The sequence below is a fragment of the Thalassospira lohafexi genome (assembly GCF_002844275.1).
GTDB lineage: Bacteria > Pseudomonadota > Alphaproteobacteria > Rhodospirillales > Thalassospiraceae > Thalassospira > Thalassospira lohafexi.
Genome location: NZ_NXGX01000002.1, coordinates 76,733 through 97,927, shown reverse-complemented (window position 1 = coordinate 97,927; position 21,195 = coordinate 76,733). Strand labels below are relative to the sequence as shown.

Sequence of the window (21,195 nt, the reverse complement as noted above, 5' to 3'; positions counted from 1 at the left end):
ACGATGGTAGCCTCCTACTCTGCTGCGGGTTTCTGAGAATGGCTGGAAGAAATGCTTTCCGGATTGACGTCCGTTACGCCAAAGCGATGGGCGAGATCCTTCATACCGCTGTAGAAGGAAAAATCGCGTCGTACGATTTCATTTCCCTTCCGGCCCATTTCATCGCGCTGTTTCGGGTTTGTGATCATGGTTTGCAAGGCCTTGGCCAGTTCATCGGGATTGCGCTGAGGAACCAGCAGGCCGTTCACACCATCTTCGATCAGTTCCGGGATTGCGGAAATCGCGGTTGAAACGGCTGCCAGACCACAAAGCTGTGCTTCCATCAACACATTGGGCAGACCATCACGGTCACCATCCTTTTGTATCCGGCTGGCCAGAACAAACAAATCAGCAGACTGACAGGCTGCAATGACTTCTTTCTGATCGCGGGCACCTTGCCACTCACAACGTCCTGAAATGCCAAGCTCAGCGGCAAGTTTACGGTATTTATCGCCACTTCCCCCACCGATGTGCACAAAACGCCACGAAAGGTCCTTGGGCAGTTTGGCCAAGGCACGCAGCAAATCGTCATAACCCTTTTTGCCGACCAAACGCCCGACCGACAAGATCGTTACTGGCTGATCGGCATTAACGCCATCGTGCATTTCACGATCTGGCAGCTTTTCGGGAAACCGTGAAAAATCAAGTCCGTGATAGAGCAGATGAACCTTTGACGGGTCTTCGGCCAGCTCCTGCAGGTAATCGACATTGGCCTTGGTACAGGTCACCAACCAATCCATATCGCGCAGCTTTTCGCGCATATCCCAATCCGCACTGGTGTAGATATCCTTGGCGTGCGCCGAACAGGACCATGGAATTCCCCGCATGATCGCGCAATAGCGTGCGACCGATGCAGGTGTATGGAGGAAATGGGCGTAAATACGGGTGATGTCATCGGGAGTTTCAGCCGCCATGACAATGGCCTGCACAAACCGTCGGGCGCGGTTTGGTGTGCGGTCACGGCGGTAATCCTGCCACCAAATATTGACTGCCCGGCGATAGCCGCGCAATTTTCGGACTTTTAACCAACTGCGCACAACACGCAGCGGTTCCTGATAGACATATTCTGGCAGATAATCGATATCCCCCGTGATCCTTTCATGGATCGGGTGACGTTTTTTATCCGTGGGATGACGCAGCGACACAATTCGATAGGGAATTCCGGCCTGCTGAATGCCGAGGATTTCCTGCGCAATAAAGGTTTCCGACAATCGCGGATAACCTTTAACCACGATTGCAAGAGTGTCGCGTGTCATAAATTGGGCATCCCGGCGTTACTTATTCGGCCGCCATTTGCGGCGGGAGCCAGCGATCAACAAGATCACCGACCCGATCAAGCCCGCCCATCAGGTTGGGAACGGTTACATGCGACGGTTTGGGCTGCGAAATCAATCCATGAAGCGCATCGGCCATTTGGCGCGGATCCCGACCTTTGTCTTCCGTGAGCATTTTGACAAGACCGAGCTTTTCCGCCGCAGAGGCACGGACATATTGTTCAAGACGCGGGACGGTGCGCGGCACAATTACAGCGGGCTTATCAAATGACAGAATTTCGCAGAACGTATTATAGCCGCCCATGGCAATGACACCGGCAGAATTATGCATCAGCATTTCGACATTGGCATCAAATGTAATGACCGATAGCTTGTCGATCTTTTCAGCCCGTTCCATGAAGGATTTCTGTTCGGCCGGGGCCATGAACGGCCCAAGCACGACAAGCGACGGCACGGCAATGGTCTCATCGGCTTCATAAGCACTGATGACCCAATCGACCAGATTAACCCCATCACCACCACCACCCGTGGTCACCAGATAATAAGGTTCTTCAAGACCAAGGGCCCCATGCTCCGGTGTTGGACGCTGGGTTGCGGTACGCGGCAGATACCCCGTATAGGCCATTTTGTTTTCCACACCCGGGGGCAAATCAATCCCTTCAAGCGGGTTACAGATTTCCTGCAGACCATAAACCCAGATTTCGTCATAGAGCTCGGCCAAGGCAGGCACGCATTGCTTGCGGTCCCATTCTTCGCGCAGATGAACCGGATCATCCATCACATCGCGCAACCCCATGACAAGACGGGTGCGGCGATGGCGCAACATACGCAAGGTGGACTCAACCTCACCGCGCAGACCAAGCGGCTCTTTATCGACGATGAAAATATCGGGATTAAACACGTCTGCGGTATGTTTGATGATGGATTCACGCATCTCAAGTATCTGATCAACATCGATATTGAGATTAAGTGACGTGTATTCCCCGTTCGAGAGTTTGATCACGCCGGGAATACGAACAAAATCGACTCGCGAACGGAACTCGAAACTGCCGATAATTGGGGACCCCGACAAAATAAGAACAGAAACATCATCCCTGCGTGAGACCAGCGCATGCGCAATAGTCCGGCACCGGCGCAAGTGGCCGAGCCCAAAGGTATCGTGGCTATAGATTAGAACCCGATAGCCTGAGTTCCCTACGATTGACATATATTCGCCCGCTTACGCAGTGGTCCCTGATACCTATTCAACCAAAAACATGGATGGCAAGATATCCCTCATCGGTAAGTAAATCCGTTTTGGATACACTTTTAAACCGTAATTTTTAATCCGCCCTATTGCTCTCACACAGAGGCAATATCGCGCAAGACTTTTTCAAGCAGATCACGACGTTGCGCATCGTTTTCGACAGAACGCAGTTTTTCCGAAAGTGCCGTAATCGTTCCAGCATACAGATTATGCCAGTCATCCCGCGATAATTCTTCTCCCGATAATCTGGGTCGGATTTTTGCCGTTTTAACTGTCCCGGATCTCAAGATTACGGTCTCGTCAAGCATAGGCAAGGCTATCTTTTTACTATCGATCCCTTCGGCCAGCAATACTTGCTGAAAGGCGGTTCGCGCCCCTTCTTCGCCGTGGGTCAAAAAGATCTGCCTCTCGACAGGCAGGCGGTCGCGTGTCCATCGCAAAAGCATGTCCTGATCGGCGTGACCGGAATAGACATCAAGGGTACGAATACGCGCATGAACCTCAATTTCCTCACCATGAATGCGTACCCCTTTTGCACCACGCTGCAACACCCGCCCAAGAGACCCCGCAGCCTGGAACCCGACAAGCAGAACTGTCGCCTCCGAGCGCCAAAGGTTGTTTTTCAGATGGTAGCGAATACGCCCGGCATCGCACATCCCGCTTGCGGAAATAATAATTGCACCGCTTTTAACCAACGCAAGCTGCTTACTGGCCTCGACATCCGGTACCATGTGAAACTTTGGATGTGCTAACGCACGTGCATCCGAGCCGGTTAGATGCTTTGCAAAAACGTCGGTCGCTCGTTGCGCAAGCGGACTATCAACAAAGACAGTCGCCTCGGGCAATTCGCCACGATTAAACAAATGCGCCAAATCAACCAGTAACTCTTGGGTTCGCGCGACAGCAAAGCTTGGAATAACGAGATTTCCTCCCGCTTTTAGAGACTCACGAACCTCCTTACCGAGCAATGCACGACGTTCATCGTCCGTCATATCGTCGCGATTGCGATCGCCATAGGTGGTTTCAACAAAGAGATAATCGAGATCAGTGGGGGCCTCTGGTGCATTATTAAAGACCGCTTCACCGGTTCCAATATCGCCAGAGAACAGCAAACGGGTCGGCTTATCATCAGGTTCCGTGGCCGCCACTTCGATTTCAATTGATGCCGATCCGAGCAAATGGCCTGCATCCCAAAACCGTGCTTTAACCCCTGAAATAACATCCTGCCAAACGTGATATTCAACGACACTTAGCTGGCTGAGCGTATTTTCGGCATCGTGACGGGTATAAATCGGCGTGACCTGCGGACGACCGCGTCGGGCATTGCGACGATTAAGGCGTTCAACTTCTGATTCTTGAATATATCCCGAATCCGGCAACATGTATGTCAGGAGATCGCACGTCGGTTCCGTCGCAAAAACCGGCCCTTTGAATCCCGCTTTGACCAGTTTTGGCAATAAACCTGAATGATCAATATGAGCATGTGTCAGAACGACCGCCGATATTGAGCTGACATCAAATGCGAAAGGTTCGTAATTCAGTTCCCGAACGGTTTTGCTGCCCTGAAACATCCCGCAATCGACAAGGATGTTACCCTGATCTGTTTGCAGGAAATAGCACGACCCGGTCACACCGCCAGCGGCACCGCAAAAGGTTACTGATACTGTCATGACATCCTCAATCGGTTTCTGATTATCTCATCACCATCACGCAAAGATCACGACATAACAATGACATGGATCACGCAGAACTGCTTTACTGGAGCCCACGTAACGGAAGGTAAACGACTTCATCACCCACAACAACCTGACCGCAGTCTTCCGGTATTTCGATCAAACCGTCGGCCCAGACCATCGATGACAGCATCCCGGAACTCGTGGAATTAAAGGCAATCGCTTCAAATGCGCCATCCTCATTTTGCACAAGTCGTGCGCGCAACCATTCTCGCCGTCCGGTCCCGCGCTTAAAATCAAATCCGGCACGAACGGGCATCCTTACCGGGACCGTTTGCGCACGATCCGCCCCCATCATATGGCGCAACAACGGCATAGCAAACAACAGCCCTGCAACCAGCACCGAAACCGGATTACCCGGTAGGCCAAGGATAAGACAGCTCCCAATCTTGCCCCGCATCAAGGGCTTTCCGGGTTTTATCGCCAGCTTCCATGCGTGAATTTCACCAAGTTGATCAACAACCGGCTTAAGCAAATCTGCCCGACCAACTGATACTCCACCCGACGTCATAATCACATCGTGGGTCTTGGCCGCATTATCCAAGGCATCGTGCAAAACATCGAAATCATCGGTCAACAAACCAAGATCAGTAACCTTACAGCCGATATTGCGCAGCATGCCAATCATGGCAAACCGGTTGGAATCATAAATCCCGCCAGGCGGCAACGGGTCACCCGGCTTTGCCAGTTCATCGCCGGTGGAAAACACCGCGACCGACAAAGGCCGCGCCACGGCCAAAGTCCCACGCCCCTGCCCGGCGGCAATCGCAATATCTTGGGGTCGAAGGACCCTGCCCGATGAAAGGACCACCGTTCCTTGCTTGATATCTTCGCCCGCACGGCGAATGTTCTGCGCAAGTTGGGTGCGTGCAATCACATCATCGCGAATTTCAATGATGGTTTCATTTTCATTGGCGGAAACGTTTTCCTGAATGATCACGCAATCCGCACCATTCGGAATGGCAGCACCGGTGGCAATCCGAATAGCTTTTCCCTTAGGAAGTGTGCCTTCGAACGGATGGCCGGCCATGGAACTGCCGACCACATCAATTGCCCCCGTCATATTCGCAAGGTCGGCAAACCTTAGCGCATAGCCATCCATGGCCGAATTATCAACCGATGGGACAGCAACCTTCGCAATCACATCACGCCGCAACACCGCACCAAAGCAGTCGTCAAGCGGGCGTTGTTCGACATCCTGCACAATACCAACCTCGGCAAAGGCGATAACAAGCGCATCGGAAAGTGTCGTCAATCCGGGTTTGATGGTTTGCATAAAACTGGGAGCCTGTTGTGATGTACCTGACTTAGATAATCTGATGCGATGTCACCGCAAGGATAAAATCAGTTGCCGTGGCCAGGACGTGACCGTGAAATCGCGCGGCTGAGCATAATAACCGGGATCACCCCGACCACAACAATGGTCAAGGCTCCAAGAGCTGCCTGTTCAATCATTTCATCCTTGGCAAACTGATAGACATACGTCGCCAGTGTATCAAAATTGAACGGCCGCAGGATCAAGGTTGCGGGGAGTTCTTTCATTCCGTCAACAAAGACAAGCACCGATGCCGCCAGAATGCCGCCGCGCACCATCGGGAAATGAATGCGTTTTAGCGTTCCCCAAGGGCTTTCGCCCAAAGTACGCGCCGCGTCATCCATGCTGGGGCGAACTTTACCCAATGCCGCCTCGATCGAGCCATACGATACCGCCATAAACCGCACGGCATAGGCAAAGACAAGCGCAAACACCGTTCCACTCAGCAACAAACCGGTCGAAATGCCGAATGTATCGCGCATGACCGCATCAACCGCATTATCAAGACGGGCAAACGGGATAAGAACACCAATCGCCAGAACCGCGCCGGGCACTGCATAGCCCACCGAAGAAAATCGAACACAGAATTTCAAAAGCGGTTGCGGGAACAGGCGCAGGGCATAGCCCATGAAAATCGCACATCCAACCGCAACCAGCGTTGCCAGTCCTGACACCAGCAGACTGTTCCCGGCAAACTCAAAGAAGTCTGACGTCCAGCTTTGATCAAAATAGCCGATGGAATAATAGATCAGAACAGCCGACGGTACGACAAAACCAAGCAGGATCGGCAGGATACAGACGGCCAAGGCACCCACCTTGCCCATGGGGCCGAGATCATAGCCCGGTAATTCCTGAAACCGGTTGGTGGTATCGTGGAACCGCTGGCGACGACGTGAATAGCGTTCAATCACCAAAAGCGCAATCACCACAGCCAGCATCGTCAAGGCAATCTGTGCTGCCCCACCGGCATTGCCCATACCCAGCCAGACGTTGAAAATGCCCGCTGTCAGGGTATGGACAGCAAAGAAGTCAATCGTGCCAAAATCATTGAGCGTTTCCATCAATGCAATGACAACCCCGACCACAATCGCCGGACGGGCCAAGGGCAAGGCCACCGTGATGAATGAATTCCATGAACTGCGTCCCAGTATGCGGGCGGCTTCGAGCACACAGATCGATTGCGCCAAAAAGGCGGCGCGCGCCAGCATATAGACGTACGGATAAAGCGTCAGGCTGAGCACCACAATCGCCCCGCCCTTGGTACGAATATCGGGAAACCAGTAATCGCGCGCGGATTGCCAGCCGAAGACATCACGCAACATTCGCTGCAACGGCCCGGCATATTCAAGAAGATCGGTATAAACATAGGCAACGATATAGGCCGGAACCGCCATCGGCAGCAACATCGCCCATTCAAAGAACCGCTTACCCGGGAGCTTGCACATGGTGACAACCCACGCGCTTGAAACCCCGATCAATGTCACCCCGACCCCGACGCCAAGCATCAAAATGCCTGTATTTTTGAGGTATCGGGGCAGCATCGTCGATGCCAAGTGCGGCCAGATGTTTTCGGTCGGAAAGAGCGCGATATAAATCACCGCGACAATCGGGGCTGCCACCAGAAGGGCAATCACAAACGCGCCAAACAACCATATCGCCGACTGCCGACGCGGCAACCAGCGCATGGCAACGCTTCCGGTTGGTGTCCGCATCGGATCAAACGTTTCCGTGGCGACGGTCGGACGAATATCTTCGTCCCTTTTCATTTTGCGGCTTGTTTGGCGTGCGGTGTTCAATATCGTTCTCGTCTTCTTCGTCGAAGGCCACATCATCCAAAAGCTGTTTGGCCACATCGTGATAGCCTGCAATGGCGCTTAAAGGCAAACGTTCAGACGCAACTCACCCCGGTAAATGCACCATTGCACGACATTTCGACCACACATACGCCCAACACGACGGACGATATGATTAATGCGCCGAATCTATTCGTTAAATCCGACTTCATCAATCATGCGGATCGCATCCCCACGTTTTGCGGCAACGACATTCAACGACAAATCGTCGTGTTTGAACGTGCCCCATGAACGCACCATTTCCGACCAGGCCACGCCCGGTTTGACGGGATATTCAAAGTTGACATCGGCATACATGTGTTGTGCTTCATCACCCGACAGGAATTCCACCAGCTTGATGGCGTTTTCCTGATTGGGGGAATGCTTCATCAGGGCAACGCCGGAAATATTGACGTGTGTGCCGCGATCCCCCTGGTTGGGGAAGACAATGCGCACGTCTTTGGCTGCCGGGGCCTTATTGGGATCATCAAGCATCTTGCCGTAATAATACGAATTACCAATCGCGATATCACATACGCCCTGTGACACGGCTTCAATCTGGTCGATATCAGCCCCCTGAGGCTTGCGCGCAAGATTGTCCTTAAGGGCTGTCAGCCATTTTTTGGTATATGCTTCGTCATGATTGGCAATCATCGATGCGATCAACGCAATGTTATAAACATGCATACCTGAACGAATACAAATACGGCCTTTCCACTTCGGGTCAGCAAGGTCTTCATAGGTGGTGATTTCATCGGGTGCAACACGATCAAGTGAGGTGTAAATCACCCGTGCGCGGGTTGTCAGCCCGACCCAGAGATTATTTTCGTCACGGAACTGATCAGGGATGTTACTACGGATTATATCGCTTTGAAGGGGTTGGGCAATATCGGCATCAACGGCATCCTGAATACGGCCAATATCAACGGTCAAAAGCAAATCCGCCGGACTGTTACGCCCTTCGTGCTTGATCCGTTCAACCAGTCCACTTTGTGAAAACAGCGTATTGACCCGAATACCGGTTTCCTCGGTAAAGCGTTTGAACATCGGTTCGATCAAAAATGGCTGACGTAAGGAATAGACATTCACTTCTTCTGCTGCAGTGGCCGGCTGGTTCAACGATATGCCCATTGCGACCGCAACAAGACCAAAGACCGTTTTGCGCAGTGAAATCATGAATGCCTCTCTTGGGTGTGCCACGCGAATTTGCAGCAATTAGGAATGATTTGTATTTGCTTTGGCCGAAATTAACGACCCTGCCCCCCATTTTGCAAGCCCCAAAACCACATACGAGCAATGCTCACGTCCCGAAACTCTGTCAAAATAACGTGATCACGAACGTAGAAAGGGGATGGCATATGACCATCCCCTTTGCAAAACAATGCTGTCTCAAATTGTCTGACTATTCGTTGTACCCGATTTCGTCGACCATCTTGATTGCCGCTGGCGTCAGACGGGCAATCTCGGCCAATGACACGGTATCAGCCTTGAACGTGCCCCATGATTTAACGTTTTCGGCCCACTCGACACCCGATTTGACAGGATACTCGTAATTTACCTCGGCATAGATTTTCTGTGCCACGTCATCGCTTAGGAATTCCATCAGCTTGACCGCATTCTCCTGATTAGGGGCACCCTTGATCAGGCTCATGCCGGAAATATTCATCGACATGCCGCGACCATCCTGATTGGGGAAGACGATATTGACCGCTTCTGCCCATGGACGCTGTTCTTCATTCTCAAGCATTTTGCCATAGTAATACGTATTACCAATTGCCAGATCGCACTCGCCTTCCTTGATCGCCTTGACCTGTGCGCGATCATTGCCCTGCGGTTTACGTGCAAGGTTTGATTTCAGGCCTTCAAGCCATGTCTTGGCTTTTTCTTCACCGTGAACGGCAATCATCGAAGCAAACAAGGCAACGTTGTAAACATGGGCGCCCGAACGGGTACAAATGCGACCTTCCCATTTCGGATCGGCAAGATCTTCGTAGGATGTGATTTCGCCTTCTGCAACCCGGTCCTTGGAGGCATAGATCGCACGACCACGCTGGGTCAGGGCAAACCAGTGCCCTTCGGGATCGCGCAAATGGGCCGGAATGTTGGTCGCCAAAACATCATTGGTCAGGGTTTCGGTCACACCGGCATCAACGGCCTGCTGGATACGGCTGATATCAACCGTCATCAGGACATCAGCCGGGCTGTTTACGCCTTCCTGCTTTATGCGTTCAACCAGCCCTTTTTCAGCAAAGATCACATTGACCTTTACCCCGGTCTGTTCGGTGAACTTTTCAAACAGAGGTTCGACCAAAAATGCCTGACGCAAGGAATAGACATTTACTTCCTGTGCAGAGGCCGCCGTTGCGGCCATTACTGTTACGCCGAAGACCGCGGCGCTGACGAGTTTTCCGATATCCATTTGAACGTTTCCCTTGATGCTCGAATGCAGATGCAAATCAGTTGCATATGCATTCGACATGTAAGCCTTATTCCATGCTGTTTCAACAAGCTTTCGTCTGGATCAACGCGTCGATGTGATATGCATCACTTCCGCCAAAACATACATACACCAGCTTGTTACGTGGCACTGATTGGTCAAAGGACGTTAAACGACCCGCCACTGGAGGCCCGCCATCCATCAAGGAATTCCTGATAGGCAGGAATATCGCCAGCGCGTTCTTCAAGCCACGCCACGGTTAGATTGATTGCATGGTTATAGCTGTCATGGTCGGTCAGCCCGGTATGCAGCGCATGACGCAAATACAAAAGATAGGTGTTGAGCACATCGGTTTCGCAATAGCGTCGAATGCCATCAATCTCGCCGTTATCGAACATGCCCGACACCTTACTGCCATCGACCCCGGTTTTCCCCGGCAGATCAAGGGCAGCACAGACTTCATTCATTTTGGTGCGCGCCGATGCCCCGTAATCCGACAGAACTTCGGCCAGATCACAATGCCAGTTCGGTGCATAACGCGATGTATAGTTTTCCCACTTGTTGGTCGATTGATGCAGCCAGCGCGCCGTCACACCGTGCTTCATCGCTCGGTACTTCAAAACCGGTAGATCAAACCCCCGCCCATTGAAACTGACAAGACGCGGGAACAGTTTCCCGCAATAGGCAAAGAACCCGTTGACCAAATCCTTTTCCTCGGACGTTAGATCACCGCCCGACCGCAGCTCTTCGATTTCGTACATTTCAAGATTTTCATCGCGCTGGATGGTGGCGCGCAGAAAACTGATGGCGACAACCTTGTGAAACGGCTGACGGGGAAAGCCATTGCGTCCATTAGTGATTTCAAGGTGATAGTCTTCAAGCATCTTGCGCCCGGTTTCCGGGTCCGGGGCGGTTTCACCTGTCAATTGCGGCAAGACGTCGATATCGGGAACGGTTTCGATATCAAAGACGAACAGACTGGTATGCATCATGACAGGCCCCACAGGTTTGTTTTGCCCAACATAACGATAAAACCCGTTAAATTCACGGAATTATCGCCACATAAAAATGCATTCCACTGACAGCTCCTGCCATGGATGTCAGGAGCCTTCTGCGATGATCATTCAAACCGTGTCCGGCATTCTTTGCGATAAATACCAATGCGCAGGGTTGCATGACTTTTGAACCCACGGTTAAACTCACATCACCTGTATCAGGGGCAAGGTCTGGTTTGAACCCGCGAGATCACGGCACAAACCTGCAAGACATTGCATTTGATGCGATTCCGGACCGCAACAACGAAGGGACAGAAGGATGAACACCCTGCCTACCGGAGCCGCAATGTTGATGGCCGCTGGCCTCGCATTTACCACATTCGCAACCACAGCACAGGCACAGGACGCATCCTGTGAAATAGATCGGCCGGTGATGTTCGCCGGACTGAACTATGACAGCGCCCTGTTCCATAATGCCGTGGCCCGTTTCATCATAGAAAAAGGCTACGGCTGTAAAACCGATGCCCTGCCCGGCGATGTCATCCCGCTTTTGACCGGGGCTGGCAAGGGCGATGTTGATGTCGTCATGGAAATCTGGCGCGACAATGTTGCTGACGCCTGGAAAAAAGCAGAGGCCGCCGGCAATGTCAGCCAGATCGGGGTTAACTTCGATGACGCCGTTGAAGGCTGGTTTGTCCCGCGCTATGTCATTGAAGGCGATGCCGAACGTGGTATCGAACCGATGGCCCCTGATCTGAAATCGGTCGATGATCTGCCCAAATACACCGACCTGTTTGCCGATGCCGAAGAACCCGGAAAAGGACGTTTTTACAACTGCCCGTCGGGCTGGGTCTGTGAAAAGGTCAATTCGGGTAAGCTCGCGGCCTATGGTCTTGATGACAGCTTCACCAATTTCCGTCCTGGTACCGGGGCGGCACTTTCAGCAGCCATCGCATCGGCACACAAACGCGGCAAGCCAGCCCTTTATTACTACTGGGGTCCGACGTGGGTGATGGGTCTTTATGACAGCTATCGTCTTGAAGAACCGGCGTATGACAAGGAAATCTTTGATGCGCTGAAAACCGATGCCACACCGACCAAGGCAACAGCCTATCCACAAAGTACGGTAACGGTCGGTGTGAATAATGATTTCAAGGAAGCAGCCCCCAATCTGATCACGTTCCTGACCAACTATGAAACAAGCAATGCGCTGGTTTCTGAAATGTTGGCCTACATGCAGGAAAATGATGAAAAGCCAGATGGGGCTGCGCGTTATTTCCTGAAACAGAAACCTGATATCTGGAAATCATGGGTTCCTGAAAGTGTTGCGCAAAAGGTTGAAAGCGCGCTTTAAGGCCCTTGATACCAATAGACTTCCCAAACAAGGCGCAGTGAAATATCTGCGCCTTGTCAGCTTTTGATCACACTATTTGCGCATTCATCGATCTTGGCTGGATTCAAGATGGATTGGGAATGACGATAATATCGGATCCAGTTCGTCATCACTGACCGATGGGCAGGTGTCGACGTCATCGGACGCCATCAGGTGTGCGACATGCTGAAGTGTCTCAAGAATTTCGCCGCGCTTGGCAACATCAAGCATCTGATAGCGGCGCATGAAGTGCCCGTCCATCAAGGGCGGCGTATCCACCAGAATCTCACGTCCCTTATCGGTCAGACAACTGTTCACAACGCGTTTGTCCGTGGCATTGCGCGTGCGCTTGATGAAATCACGGGTTTCAAGTCGGTTCAGGATTGTCGTTACCGTTGCCTGGCTGAGCGACACGTGATGGGAAATCTGCCGCACGGTCACAGCCCCGAGCTCCTCAATCGCGAGCAGAACAACAAGCTGCGGAACAGTAAGACCACAAACTTTCATAACATATTTTGAATGAAGGTCTGTTGCCCGAATAATCTGCCGCAACGCAACAAGAACATCCAGAAATTCCCGCTTTTTTTGTTGTTTTTCAACCATAACACCACGTCTCCTCGTTCCCCGATCGTCGGAAGCGTAACGTGATTATAATTTGACATCAAATGTTTTGACCTGTAACCATCCGTCGACAAATTCAGACATGGCTTGGGGAAACCTGCGGGGCTTTTGGCCTCTTATGCCACCATCGACATAAAAACAGACTGATGAACGATGTTTGCCGCGCAAAGGCTGTTTGCCTGCGTGATGTGCGTTGTTTTTCGCCAAAAATCGACAAGGACTCATGACCGAAAAAATCGTTGTAAAAGACCTTTATAAAGTCTTTGGCGACCGTCCTGATCAGGCAATGCAAATGATCAATGACGGGATCGACAAAGACGAAATCTTTGACAAAACCGGACAAACCGTTGGTGTTTGCGGGGCAAACTTCACCGTCAAACAAGGTGAAATATTTGTCGTCATGGGGCTGTCTGGCTCGGGAAAATCGACCCTTGTGCGACTATTGAACCGCCTGATTGAACCGACATCGGGTCAGGTTTTATATGATGGCGTTGATATTGCCGCGATGTCCGACGAAGAATTGCGCGATCTGCGCCGCCGCGACATGGCGATGGTGTTTCAATCCTTTGCCCTGATGCCGCATCTTTCGGTCATCGATAATGCATCGTTTGGTCTTGAGCTGGCGGATATGGATGAAAAAGAGCGCCACAAACGCGCCCTTGTCGCACTTGAGCAAGTTGGCCTTCCCGCGCATGCCAATTCATATCCTGACGAACTGTCGGGCGGCATGCAGCAACGTGTTGGCCTTGCGCGTGCGTTGGCCAATGATCCGGCTGTGATGTTGATGGATGAAGCCTTTTCCGCACTGGATCCTTTGATCCGCACAGAAATGCAGGATGAACTCCTGACCCTTCAGCGCGAACATAAACGCACGATCATCTTTATCTCGCACGATCTTGATGAAGCCATGCGGATCGGGGATCGTATCGCAATTATGGAAGGCGGCATTGTCGTTCAGGTCGGTACTCCAGAAGAAATTCTGAACAATCCGGCCAATGACTACGTCAAATCGTTTTTCCGCGGGGTTGATGTTTCCACCATCCTCAGCGCCAAGGACATTGCGTCAAAACGCGAAGTCACCGTGATCGAACGCGAAGGTGTCGGCCTTAAAACCGCGCTCAGCCGTTTGAACAAGGAAGACCGCGAATACGCCTATATTGTTGGCGACAAGCTTGATTTCCACGGTGTGATCTCGATCGACACCCTTGATGCCGCCATTAAATCGGGCGCGGATAAACTTTCAGCCGCCTTTTTACCCGGCGTTGAACCGGTTTCCCATGACACACAGCTTTCCGAACTGATTGGAACTGTGGCGCACGCCCCGTGTGGCGTGCCGGTTGTTGGTGAAGACGGCAAATATATGGGCGTGATCAAGAAAGCCAACCTGCTGGCAACACTCGACCGTGAAGGAGAAGGCACCAATGGCTGACAACAGTAATCCTTGGGGCCAGACCAACGCCACTACCGAGAGTACTGATAGCACATCAGGGGCTGCATCAACTGGTGCATCTGGCCCGGGTGGTGGTGCGACTGGCCCCGGCGGCCCATCAGGTCCGGGCGGAGGCACTGGCGACGCGGCATCATCAACCGATTGGCTGTCCAATGCCGCCCCTGCCCCGGAAAAGCATTTTGATATCCTGCATCCGTTTCAGGATGCGGTGATCCCGCTGGATGGCTGGGTCAATGATGGTCTTGATTGGATTGTCACGCATTTCCGTAGTATTTTTCAGGCCATCCGCTGGCCAATTGATGCTGTTCTGAGCGGTGTTGAAACCGGTTTACAGGCAACACCGGCCATTATCATCATCATCATTATGGCCTTGATTGCATGGCAACTTGCCGGGCGTCGTTTGGCCATCGGCACATTGATTTCGATGGTTATTGTCGGCTTGATCGGCGCGTGGTCCGAAGCAATGGTGACCTTGTCGCTGGTGCTGACATCTGTGTTTTTCTGTGTGGTTATTGGGCTTCCGACTGGCATTTGGCTGGCGCGCAACGAACGTGCGTCGAATGCAGTCCGTCCAATCCTTGATGCGATGCAGACCACCCCGGCATTTGTTTATCTGGTGCCGATTGTGATGCTGTTTGGTATCGGCAATGTGCCGGGTGTTGTGGTGACCATTATCTTTGCCCTGCCACCCCTGATCCGCTTGACCATCCTTGGCATCCGTCAGGTCCCAAGCGATCTGGTTGAAGCCGCCCGTTCATTTGGGGCGAGCCCGAAACAGCTTCTGTTTCGTGTGCAGTTGCCACTTGCGATGCCGACCATCATGGCCGGCGTCAACCAGACCTTGATGCTTGCCCTTTCGATGGTTGTAATTGCGTCGATGATTGCGGTTGGCGGTCTTGGCCAGATGGTTCTGCGCGGTATTGGCCGACTTGATATGGGGCTGGCAACGATTGGCGGGGTTGGCATTGTCCTTCTGGCCATCGTTCTCGATCGCATGACCCAGGCACTGGGCAAGGACCAACGGTCCAAAGGCACGCGGCACTGGTATGACGCTGGTCCTGCGGCACTTGTCCGATCAGTTCTGGGCAAAAAATAATACATTTAAACGAGATAGCGGACGGAACCTTTTGTGGTTCCGTCTGTTTGGAGAACGGGGTCAACCAATACGACCTCAATCTATCAACAAGGAGAAGTTCATGACGTTCCTGAAGAAACTTTCTGCGGGTGCTGCTATTGCCGTTACCGGCTCGATGCTGATGACCGGCACTGCGTTTGCTGACAACATGATGCCGGGTAAAGGCGTTGAAGTTCAGCCGCTTAAAAGCTCCATCGCTGAAGAAACCTTTCAGACCGTTGTGGTTATGAAGGCTCTTGAAGAGCTTGGTTACGACGTTAAAGACATCCAGGAAATCGAATATGCGGCTGGCCATGTTGCCATTGGCAATGGTGATGCGACCTTTATGGCCGATCACTGGAATCCGCTGCATGCCGATTTCTACAAGGCCGCTGGCGGTGCTGAGAAAATCTATCGCGAAGGTGTTTATTCACCGGGCGCGCTTCAGGGTTATCTGATCGATAAAAAAACGGCTGATGAATATAACATCACCAATATCGAACAGCTTAAAGACCCGAAAATCGCGGCATTGTTTGATACCAATGACGATGGCAAAGCCGACCTTTCGGGCTGCAACCCGGGTTGGGGCTGTGAAGGTGTGATTGAAAACCACCTTGATGCCTATGGCCTGCGCGACACCGTTACCCACAATCAGGGTTCCTATTCGGCCATCATCGCCGATACGATCACCCGTTACAAAGCCGGTGAATCGGTCCTGTATTACACATGGACCCCGTATTGGGTGTCAGGTGTTCTGGTCCCGGGTAAAGACGTGACCTGGTTGCAGGTTCCGTTCTCATCGCTTCCGGGTGAAAACAAGGATGCTGATACTGCCCTTCCTGACGGCAGCAACTATGGCTTCCAGGTCAACAATCAGCAGATCATCGCTAATAAGGCATGGACTGATGAAAACCCGGCAGCGGCGAAGCTGTTTGCGATCATGGAACTGTCGGCCAATGACATCTCGGCTGAAAACCTTGCCATGCGCGACGGCGAAAAATCCGCCGAAGACATCGCACGTCATGCAGATGCCTGGATCAAAGGCCATCGCGCAACCTTCGACGGCTGGCTCGAAGAAGCCCGCGCTGCGGCGAAGTAATCCAATTGACTACCGCGATTAGGATTTAACCTGATCGCCAATCACTAAACACCCCGCAGGAGACATCTTGCGGGGTGTTTGACTTATCTGGGGTGTTCGTCACGGGCCCATTTGCCTGTCACACAGGTTTAGTGAATGTTTTCAATAAACTTGTTGGCATTTTGGTGCAGGCGATCCGCCTCGCCGGTTAAGTCAGACGAAGACCGACGGACCTCTTCGGTGATTTCGCTGGCGTGATGGATTGAGCTTGAGACGTCTTCGATATCGCGGCTCACCCGGTGGATGGTGGTATCGGCGTGTTCAATCGTTGTTGTGATATCGTTTGCCGCACTTGATTGCCGTTCAACCGCGTTTGAAATCTCGATTGAAACGCTCTGCACCTGATCAATACATTCGCGGATTTCGGAAATCGCATCGGCGGTTTGTCCTGAAATCGACTGAACCGACGCAATCTGACGGGTGATATCCTCCGTCGCCTTGGCAGTTTGATTTGCCAGTGTCTTGACCTCGTTGGCCACAACGGCAAAGCCCTTGCCTGCGTCGCCCGCGCGTGCGGCCTCAATCGTTGCGTTCAAGGCAAGAAGGTTGGTTTGTTCGGCAATGTCCTGAATGAGTTTAACAACATCGCCAATCTTTTCAGCTTCTGACGACAGGCTAGCGACCGTCTCATCCGTGTGGCGAGTTTGATCAACTGCCGTTTCAATTACCGCCCGTGCGCCAAACACCTGCTGAGATACTTCTTCGAGTGCGATGCGTAACGTTCCGGCAGCTTCGGTGATTGAGCGCACATCGGCGGTTGCTTCTGCGACCCGTTCAAGGACTTTTTCAGTTTTCTGACGAGAGTCATCTGTTGTTGTAAACAGTGTTTGCGCATTGCCGCTCAGAGCGCTTGCCGCGTTACGGACGCTATCGACAATTTGCCCGATGGTGTTTCGGAACGACACGGACGTGTCTGCAAGCCGCTGTTTGTTTTCCGAACGATTGCGTTCTTCGAGTTCATCGCGTTCTTTACGCAGATGCTCGACCCGAATGGCATTGGCCTTAAAGATACTAAGCGCGTGCGCCATTTCACCGATTTCATCTCCGCGGCCTGAGGCCGGAATATCAACCTCAAGATGACCATCGGCAAGATCGGTCATGACCCCGGACATCAACTGTAAGGGGCTTGCCACGATCTTTTGAATGATAACAACCAGCACAATCAACAGTACCGCCAGTAGTACAAAGGCAATTGCGGCAAGGCGAAATGCGTTATCACGCATGTCCGCTTCAAGGGCATCAAACCCCCAACCCGATACAATCACACCGTTGGGCGCATCCGATTTACCAAAAAACGATGGCGATGCAACAACTTGCTTTCCCGCGATCATTGTTTCCTGCGGCGCGCCATCAGCGAGCACAGCAGCAACCATTTTTTGAACTTCTGCGACGTCAGGGGCGGCCTCATCAGGCTGGAGAAATCTGGTTATTTCTTCGCCCGCAATATCAAACACAATCGCAGATGCCAGACCACTGTCACTATTTTCGATCAATGAGCCGAAGCTGGCAACAATCGCATCTTCCTTGCGAAATTTGACCGCGCCACCAATCTGCGAGGCAATCAGGTTCGTAACGACCCGGTTGCTTTCAGACAGTTTTGTACGGGCCGAGTCAACAGAGAACGCGATCCCCAGATAGATCACGGCCAAAAACGCCACTGTCACGACGGCAGCGACCACTGCCAACAATTTCCCCCGGATCGACCACCCGCTTTTTTTAAAGTCCGGGATACTGGAACTTTGCGCTGCCAGGCTCATCTCATCACTCCGGTCATATTGCAAAATTTATATGCCGGATGAGACATAGACATATCCATCCGGCATTTGTTTTGATCAGGGTTCTATTGCAAGAGTTCGACGTTAATGCCGACTGTGACCGCCCCGATGACGCTGCCATCAGCGGCATCAACCACCGGAAGACTTAATTGCGACTGATAGGTCTGGGTCGATTCATCAAGTTCGACATCGCCAAGATGAATGGCATCTTTTCCGGCACTGTATGTTTCTTGCCATTTGGCTTCATCACCCTGCCAGTAGTCACTGGTGATGCCACTTTGCCCGACGTTCAGGCCCTTGTTATCCATGACGAATATTTCAGTAATCAGTCCTTCGGATTCTTCGGATTTCTGTTTCAGGAAGCTCGACAGATCACGACCAAGAACCTCATCGATCATGGGCTGAGTAGCGGCGGATGTTTCTGCCCGCCACTGTTTGTCCAACTCATCAATGTCGGCCTGGCCGAGTGACGCATTCTTTTCGTTCTGCATCTTGACCGCATCAATCACCACCGGATCACCAATCCACCCTTTGACGTCCTCGGCGAAGCTTTTCAATTCGGCCTCATATTCATTGGCATGCACGGTGCCTACACTAACAAACGACATAAGTGTTAGTGCGCATGCCGTCGTTATCGTTACCAATTTCAGTGACATCATACTCTCCCGGATCATTTCAACGTTCGACAGGTGGGCTGCATTCATCAATGAATACAAACAAGTTTGGACGTGGGAATTGCCACACAGATATCAATTAAAATTATTTCGATAAATTCGCTTTCTGCCTCTTGATTGCAGATTTGCATTCCCCAACGCTTCACTAGGGTCTGAATGTCAGGAGCGTCTGGCAGGAGCACCGTGCTCGGGTCATTTTAACCGTGTGTTACGAGATTGATCTTGTTAGGCTCCTCCGCTCGTTGATTTATTGAGCAGATCGGGCAAAGCGCCATCATGTTTCCAGAACAGTTGAATGTGCCGTTGGGCAAATGGGTTAATCAGTTCGTTGATTGGCTGGTGATCAATTATGGCGCGGCGTTTGAGGCCTTTGCCGATAGCCTGCTGACAGTGTTGGTCGCGTTAGAACAGGTTTTGCGCGGTGCCCCGTGGTGGGTTGTCCTGATTGCGATTGCCGCGATCACGTGGCATGCCAGTAAGAACTGGAAACTGGCGGTGGGCCTCGTGATTGCGATGTTTGCCATCGGCACACTCGGCCTTTGGGACAAGGCGATGCAAACCTTGGCCCTAATGATTGTTGCCACGTCGCTTTCAGTGATTATTGGGGTGCCGGTCGGCATTGCCATGGCGATGTCAAACCGCCTGCGGGCCATCATGTTGCCCGTGCTTGATACCATGCAGACCATGCCAAGCTTTGTGTATCTGATCCCTGCCCTGATGCTGTTTGGCCTTGGCAAGGTTCCGGCCATTCTGGCCACGGTTATTTACGCCGCACCACCGGTCATCCGACTAACCGATTTGGGCATTCGCCTTGTCGATCAGGAAGTTCTCGAAGCATCGCGCTCGTTTGGTGCAAGCCGCAAACAAATCCTGTTTGGCGTCCAGTTGCCATTAGCGCTTCCCAATATCATGGCCGGGATCAATCAAACCACGATGATGTCGATTTCAATGGTCGTGATCGCATCGATGATTGGCGCACGCGGCCTTGGCGAGCAAGTATTGATGGGCATTCAGCGTTTGGACGTTGGGGCCGGCATGGAAGCCGGAATTGCGATTGTGTTGCTGGCGGTTGTGTTTGACCGGATCGGACAGGCTTATGGCAAACGATCACAGCGCAGCCATGCGGAGGACGTGTGATGAGCTACATCGAAATCCGCAATATTTTCAAAATCTTTGGCCCTGATCCCGAGGGGGCACTTGAACTGGCAAGGGCCGGTTCTGATAAGGATGAAATCCTTACCAAGACGGGCCATACGGTTGGCCTGCATGACGTGTCGCTGTCGATTGAACAGGGGGAAACCTTTGTCGTCATGGGTCTTTCCGGATCGGGGAAATCAACCCTGATCCGACACTTAAACCGCCTGATTGACCCAACGGCAGGAAGCGTTTCTTTTGGTGGTGAAGATATCCTTGCGATGGATATTCCGGCCTTGAATGCGTTTCGGCGCAAACGGCTTGGCATGGTGTTTCAACGGTTTGGACTGCTGCCCCATCGCAATGTGATGGATAACGTTGCCTATGGCCTCGAAATTCAGGGTACAGATCGTAAATCTCGTGAGGCCGCCGCATCAAAATGGATTGAGCGGGTTGGACTTGCCGGATACGAAGCCAAATTCCCCGATCAACTTTCAGGTGGCATGCAGCAGCGTGTCGGCCTTGCCCGAGCACTTGCAACCGACCCGGAAGTTCTTTTGATGGACGAGGCCTTCTCGGCCCTTGATCCGCTTATTCGCAGTGACATGCAAGATGAGTTGATGAAGCTTCAGGCAGAGCTTCATAAAACCATTGTGTTTATTACCCATGATCTGGACGAGGCACTTAAACTCGGCGACCGGATCGCAATTTTGAAAGACGGCAAACTGGTGCAAGTCGGACGGCCCGAGGAAATCATCCTTCATCCCGCCGATGATTATGTGCAAGCCTTTACCCGTGATGTGAACCGGGGTCGTGTGCTGCGAGCCCGAAGCGTCATGCAGCGTTTAACACCCGGGTCGGAGCGATCTGAGGATGACAGTAACGCGCCTGTCATTCGCGACGACACACGGCTTGAGGATATCGTGAGCATATCGCTCAAAACCGGACAGACCATTTCAGTAATGGATCGAGATGACAATCGGGTGGGATTGATTGACCGAGATCAAGTTATTTCCGCATTGTCTCGATAACATGAAAAAATGCTT

The 21,195-nt window shown here is 52.1% G+C and carries 17 protein-coding genes; 6 read left to right on the top strand and 11 right to left on the bottom strand.

Features of this window, described 5'->3' with window-relative positions; genetic code table 11:
* Positions 1-14 precede the first annotated feature (14 nt).
* The 8 genes from COO92_RS04205 to COO92_RS04170 all read right to left on the bottom strand — a co-directional run bounded on the left by COO92_RS04205 (position 15) and on the right by COO92_RS04170 (position 10,868).
* Positions 15-1,295, bottom strand: coding sequence for a glycosyltransferase family 4 protein (locus COO92_RS04205; protein WP_101300196.1), 1,281 nt, complete (start codon positions 1,293-1,295; stop codon positions 15-17).
* A 22-nt stretch (positions 1,296-1,317) separates the two neighbouring features.
* Complete coding sequence (locus COO92_RS04200) at positions 1,318-2,520, bottom strand: glycosyltransferase family protein (RefSeq protein WP_101300195.1); 1,203 nt, start codon at positions 2,518-2,520, stop codon at positions 1,318-1,320.
* Between the two features lie 134 nt (positions 2,521-2,654).
* Positions 2,655-4,229, bottom strand: coding sequence for an MBL fold metallo-hydrolase (locus COO92_RS04195; protein WP_101300193.1), 1,575 nt, complete (start codon positions 4,227-4,229; stop codon positions 2,655-2,657).
* Between the two features lie 85 nt (positions 4,230-4,314).
* The gene (locus COO92_RS04190; RefSeq protein ID WP_101300191.1) at positions 4,315-5,568 is read right to left on the bottom strand and encodes a molybdopterin molybdotransferase MoeA; all 1,254 of its coding nucleotides are present in this window, start codon (positions 5,566-5,568) and stop codon (positions 4,315-4,317) included.
* 68 nt (positions 5,569-5,636) lie between these two features.
* Entirely contained in the window at positions 5,637-7,373 is a 1,737-nt protein-coding gene (locus tag COO92_RS04185) for an ABC transporter permease (RefSeq protein WP_101300899.1), read from the bottom strand.
* Between the two features lie 216 nt (positions 7,374-7,589).
* The gene (locus COO92_RS04180) at positions 7,590-8,615 is read right to left on the bottom strand and encodes a Fe(3+) ABC transporter substrate-binding protein (RefSeq protein ID WP_101300190.1); all 1,026 of its coding nucleotides are present in this window, start codon (positions 8,613-8,615) and stop codon (positions 7,590-7,592) included.
* A 226-nt stretch (positions 8,616-8,841) separates the two neighbouring features.
* Positions 8,842-9,858 carry a Fe(3+) ABC transporter substrate-binding protein gene (locus COO92_RS04175; protein ID WP_101300897.1) on the bottom strand — a complete coding sequence of 339 codons (1,017 nt, stop codon included), beginning with the start codon at positions 9,856-9,858 and terminating at the stop codon, positions 8,842-8,844.
* 176 nt (positions 9,859-10,034) lie between these two features.
* A complete protein-coding gene (locus COO92_RS04170) occupies positions 10,035-10,868 on the bottom strand; it encodes a 3'-5' exonuclease (RefSeq protein ID WP_206186355.1) in 834 nt (277 codons plus the stop codon).
* 322 nt (positions 10,869-11,190) lie between these two features.
* Here COO92_RS04170 and COO92_RS04165 point away from each other — a divergent pair, with 322 nt between their 5' ends.
* Complete coding sequence (locus COO92_RS04165; protein ID WP_101300188.1) at positions 11,191-12,225, top strand: ABC transporter substrate-binding protein; 1,035 nt, start codon at positions 11,191-11,193, stop codon at positions 12,223-12,225.
* Positions 12,226-12,309: 84 nt separating this feature from the next.
* Here COO92_RS04165 and COO92_RS04160 read toward each other — a convergent pair whose 3' ends face one another.
* A complete protein-coding gene (locus COO92_RS04160; RefSeq protein WP_101300187.1) occupies positions 12,310-12,846 on the bottom strand; it encodes a MarR family winged helix-turn-helix transcriptional regulator in 537 nt (178 codons plus the stop codon).
* 241 nt (positions 12,847-13,087) lie between these two features.
* On the opposite strand from COO92_RS04160, the gene proV reads away from it, so the two are divergent.
* The 3 genes from proV to proX all read left to right on the top strand — a co-directional run bounded on the left by proV (position 13,088) and on the right by proX (position 16,527).
* Positions 13,088-14,293 carry a glycine betaine/L-proline ABC transporter ATP-binding protein ProV gene (proV, locus tag COO92_RS04155; RefSeq protein ID WP_101300185.1) on the top strand — a complete coding sequence of 402 codons (1,206 nt, stop codon included), beginning with the start codon at positions 13,088-13,090 and terminating at the stop codon, positions 14,291-14,293.
* Positions 14,286-15,410, top strand: a complete 1,125-nt coding sequence (proW, locus tag COO92_RS04150) for a glycine betaine/L-proline ABC transporter permease ProW (RefSeq protein WP_101300184.1) — start codon at positions 14,286-14,288, stop codon at positions 15,408-15,410. Before proV ends, proW begins: the two co-directional genes overlap by 8 nt.
* Positions 15,411-15,510: 100 nt before the next feature.
* The gene (gene proX / locus COO92_RS04145; RefSeq protein WP_101300183.1) at positions 15,511-16,527 is read left to right on the top strand and encodes a glycine betaine/L-proline ABC transporter substrate-binding protein ProX; all 1,017 of its coding nucleotides are present in this window, start codon (positions 15,511-15,513) and stop codon (positions 16,525-16,527) included.
* Positions 16,528-16,655: 128 nt separating this feature from the next.
* Here the strand turns inward: proX and COO92_RS04140 are convergent, their stop codons facing one another.
* Together COO92_RS04140 and COO92_RS04135 are read right to left on the bottom strand one after the other, a co-directional pair.
* On the bottom strand, positions 16,656-18,323 hold the full coding sequence (locus COO92_RS04140) for a methyl-accepting chemotaxis protein (RefSeq protein WP_101300181.1): 1,668 nt from the start codon (positions 18,321-18,323) through the stop codon (positions 16,656-16,658).
* Between the two features lie 83 nt (positions 18,324-18,406).
* Positions 18,407-18,997 carry a PDC sensor domain-containing protein gene (locus tag COO92_RS04135; RefSeq protein ID WP_206186354.1) on the bottom strand — a complete coding sequence of 197 codons (591 nt, stop codon included), beginning with the start codon at positions 18,995-18,997 and terminating at the stop codon, positions 18,407-18,409.
* Positions 18,998-19,291: 294 nt separating this feature from the next.
* Between COO92_RS04135 and COO92_RS04130 the strand changes: the two genes are divergently transcribed.
* Together COO92_RS04130 and COO92_RS04125 are read left to right on the top strand one after the other, a co-directional pair.
* Positions 19,292-20,152 (top strand): ABC transporter permease, encoded by an 861-nt coding sequence (locus COO92_RS04130; RefSeq protein WP_101300179.1) that lies wholly within the window; start codon positions 19,292-19,294, stop codon positions 20,150-20,152.
* Entirely contained in the window at positions 20,152-21,180 is a 1,029-nt protein-coding gene (locus COO92_RS04125) for a quaternary amine ABC transporter ATP-binding protein (RefSeq protein WP_101300178.1), read from the top strand. Before COO92_RS04130 ends, COO92_RS04125 begins: the two co-directional genes overlap by 1 nt.
* Positions 21,181-21,195: the final 15 nt, after the last annotated feature.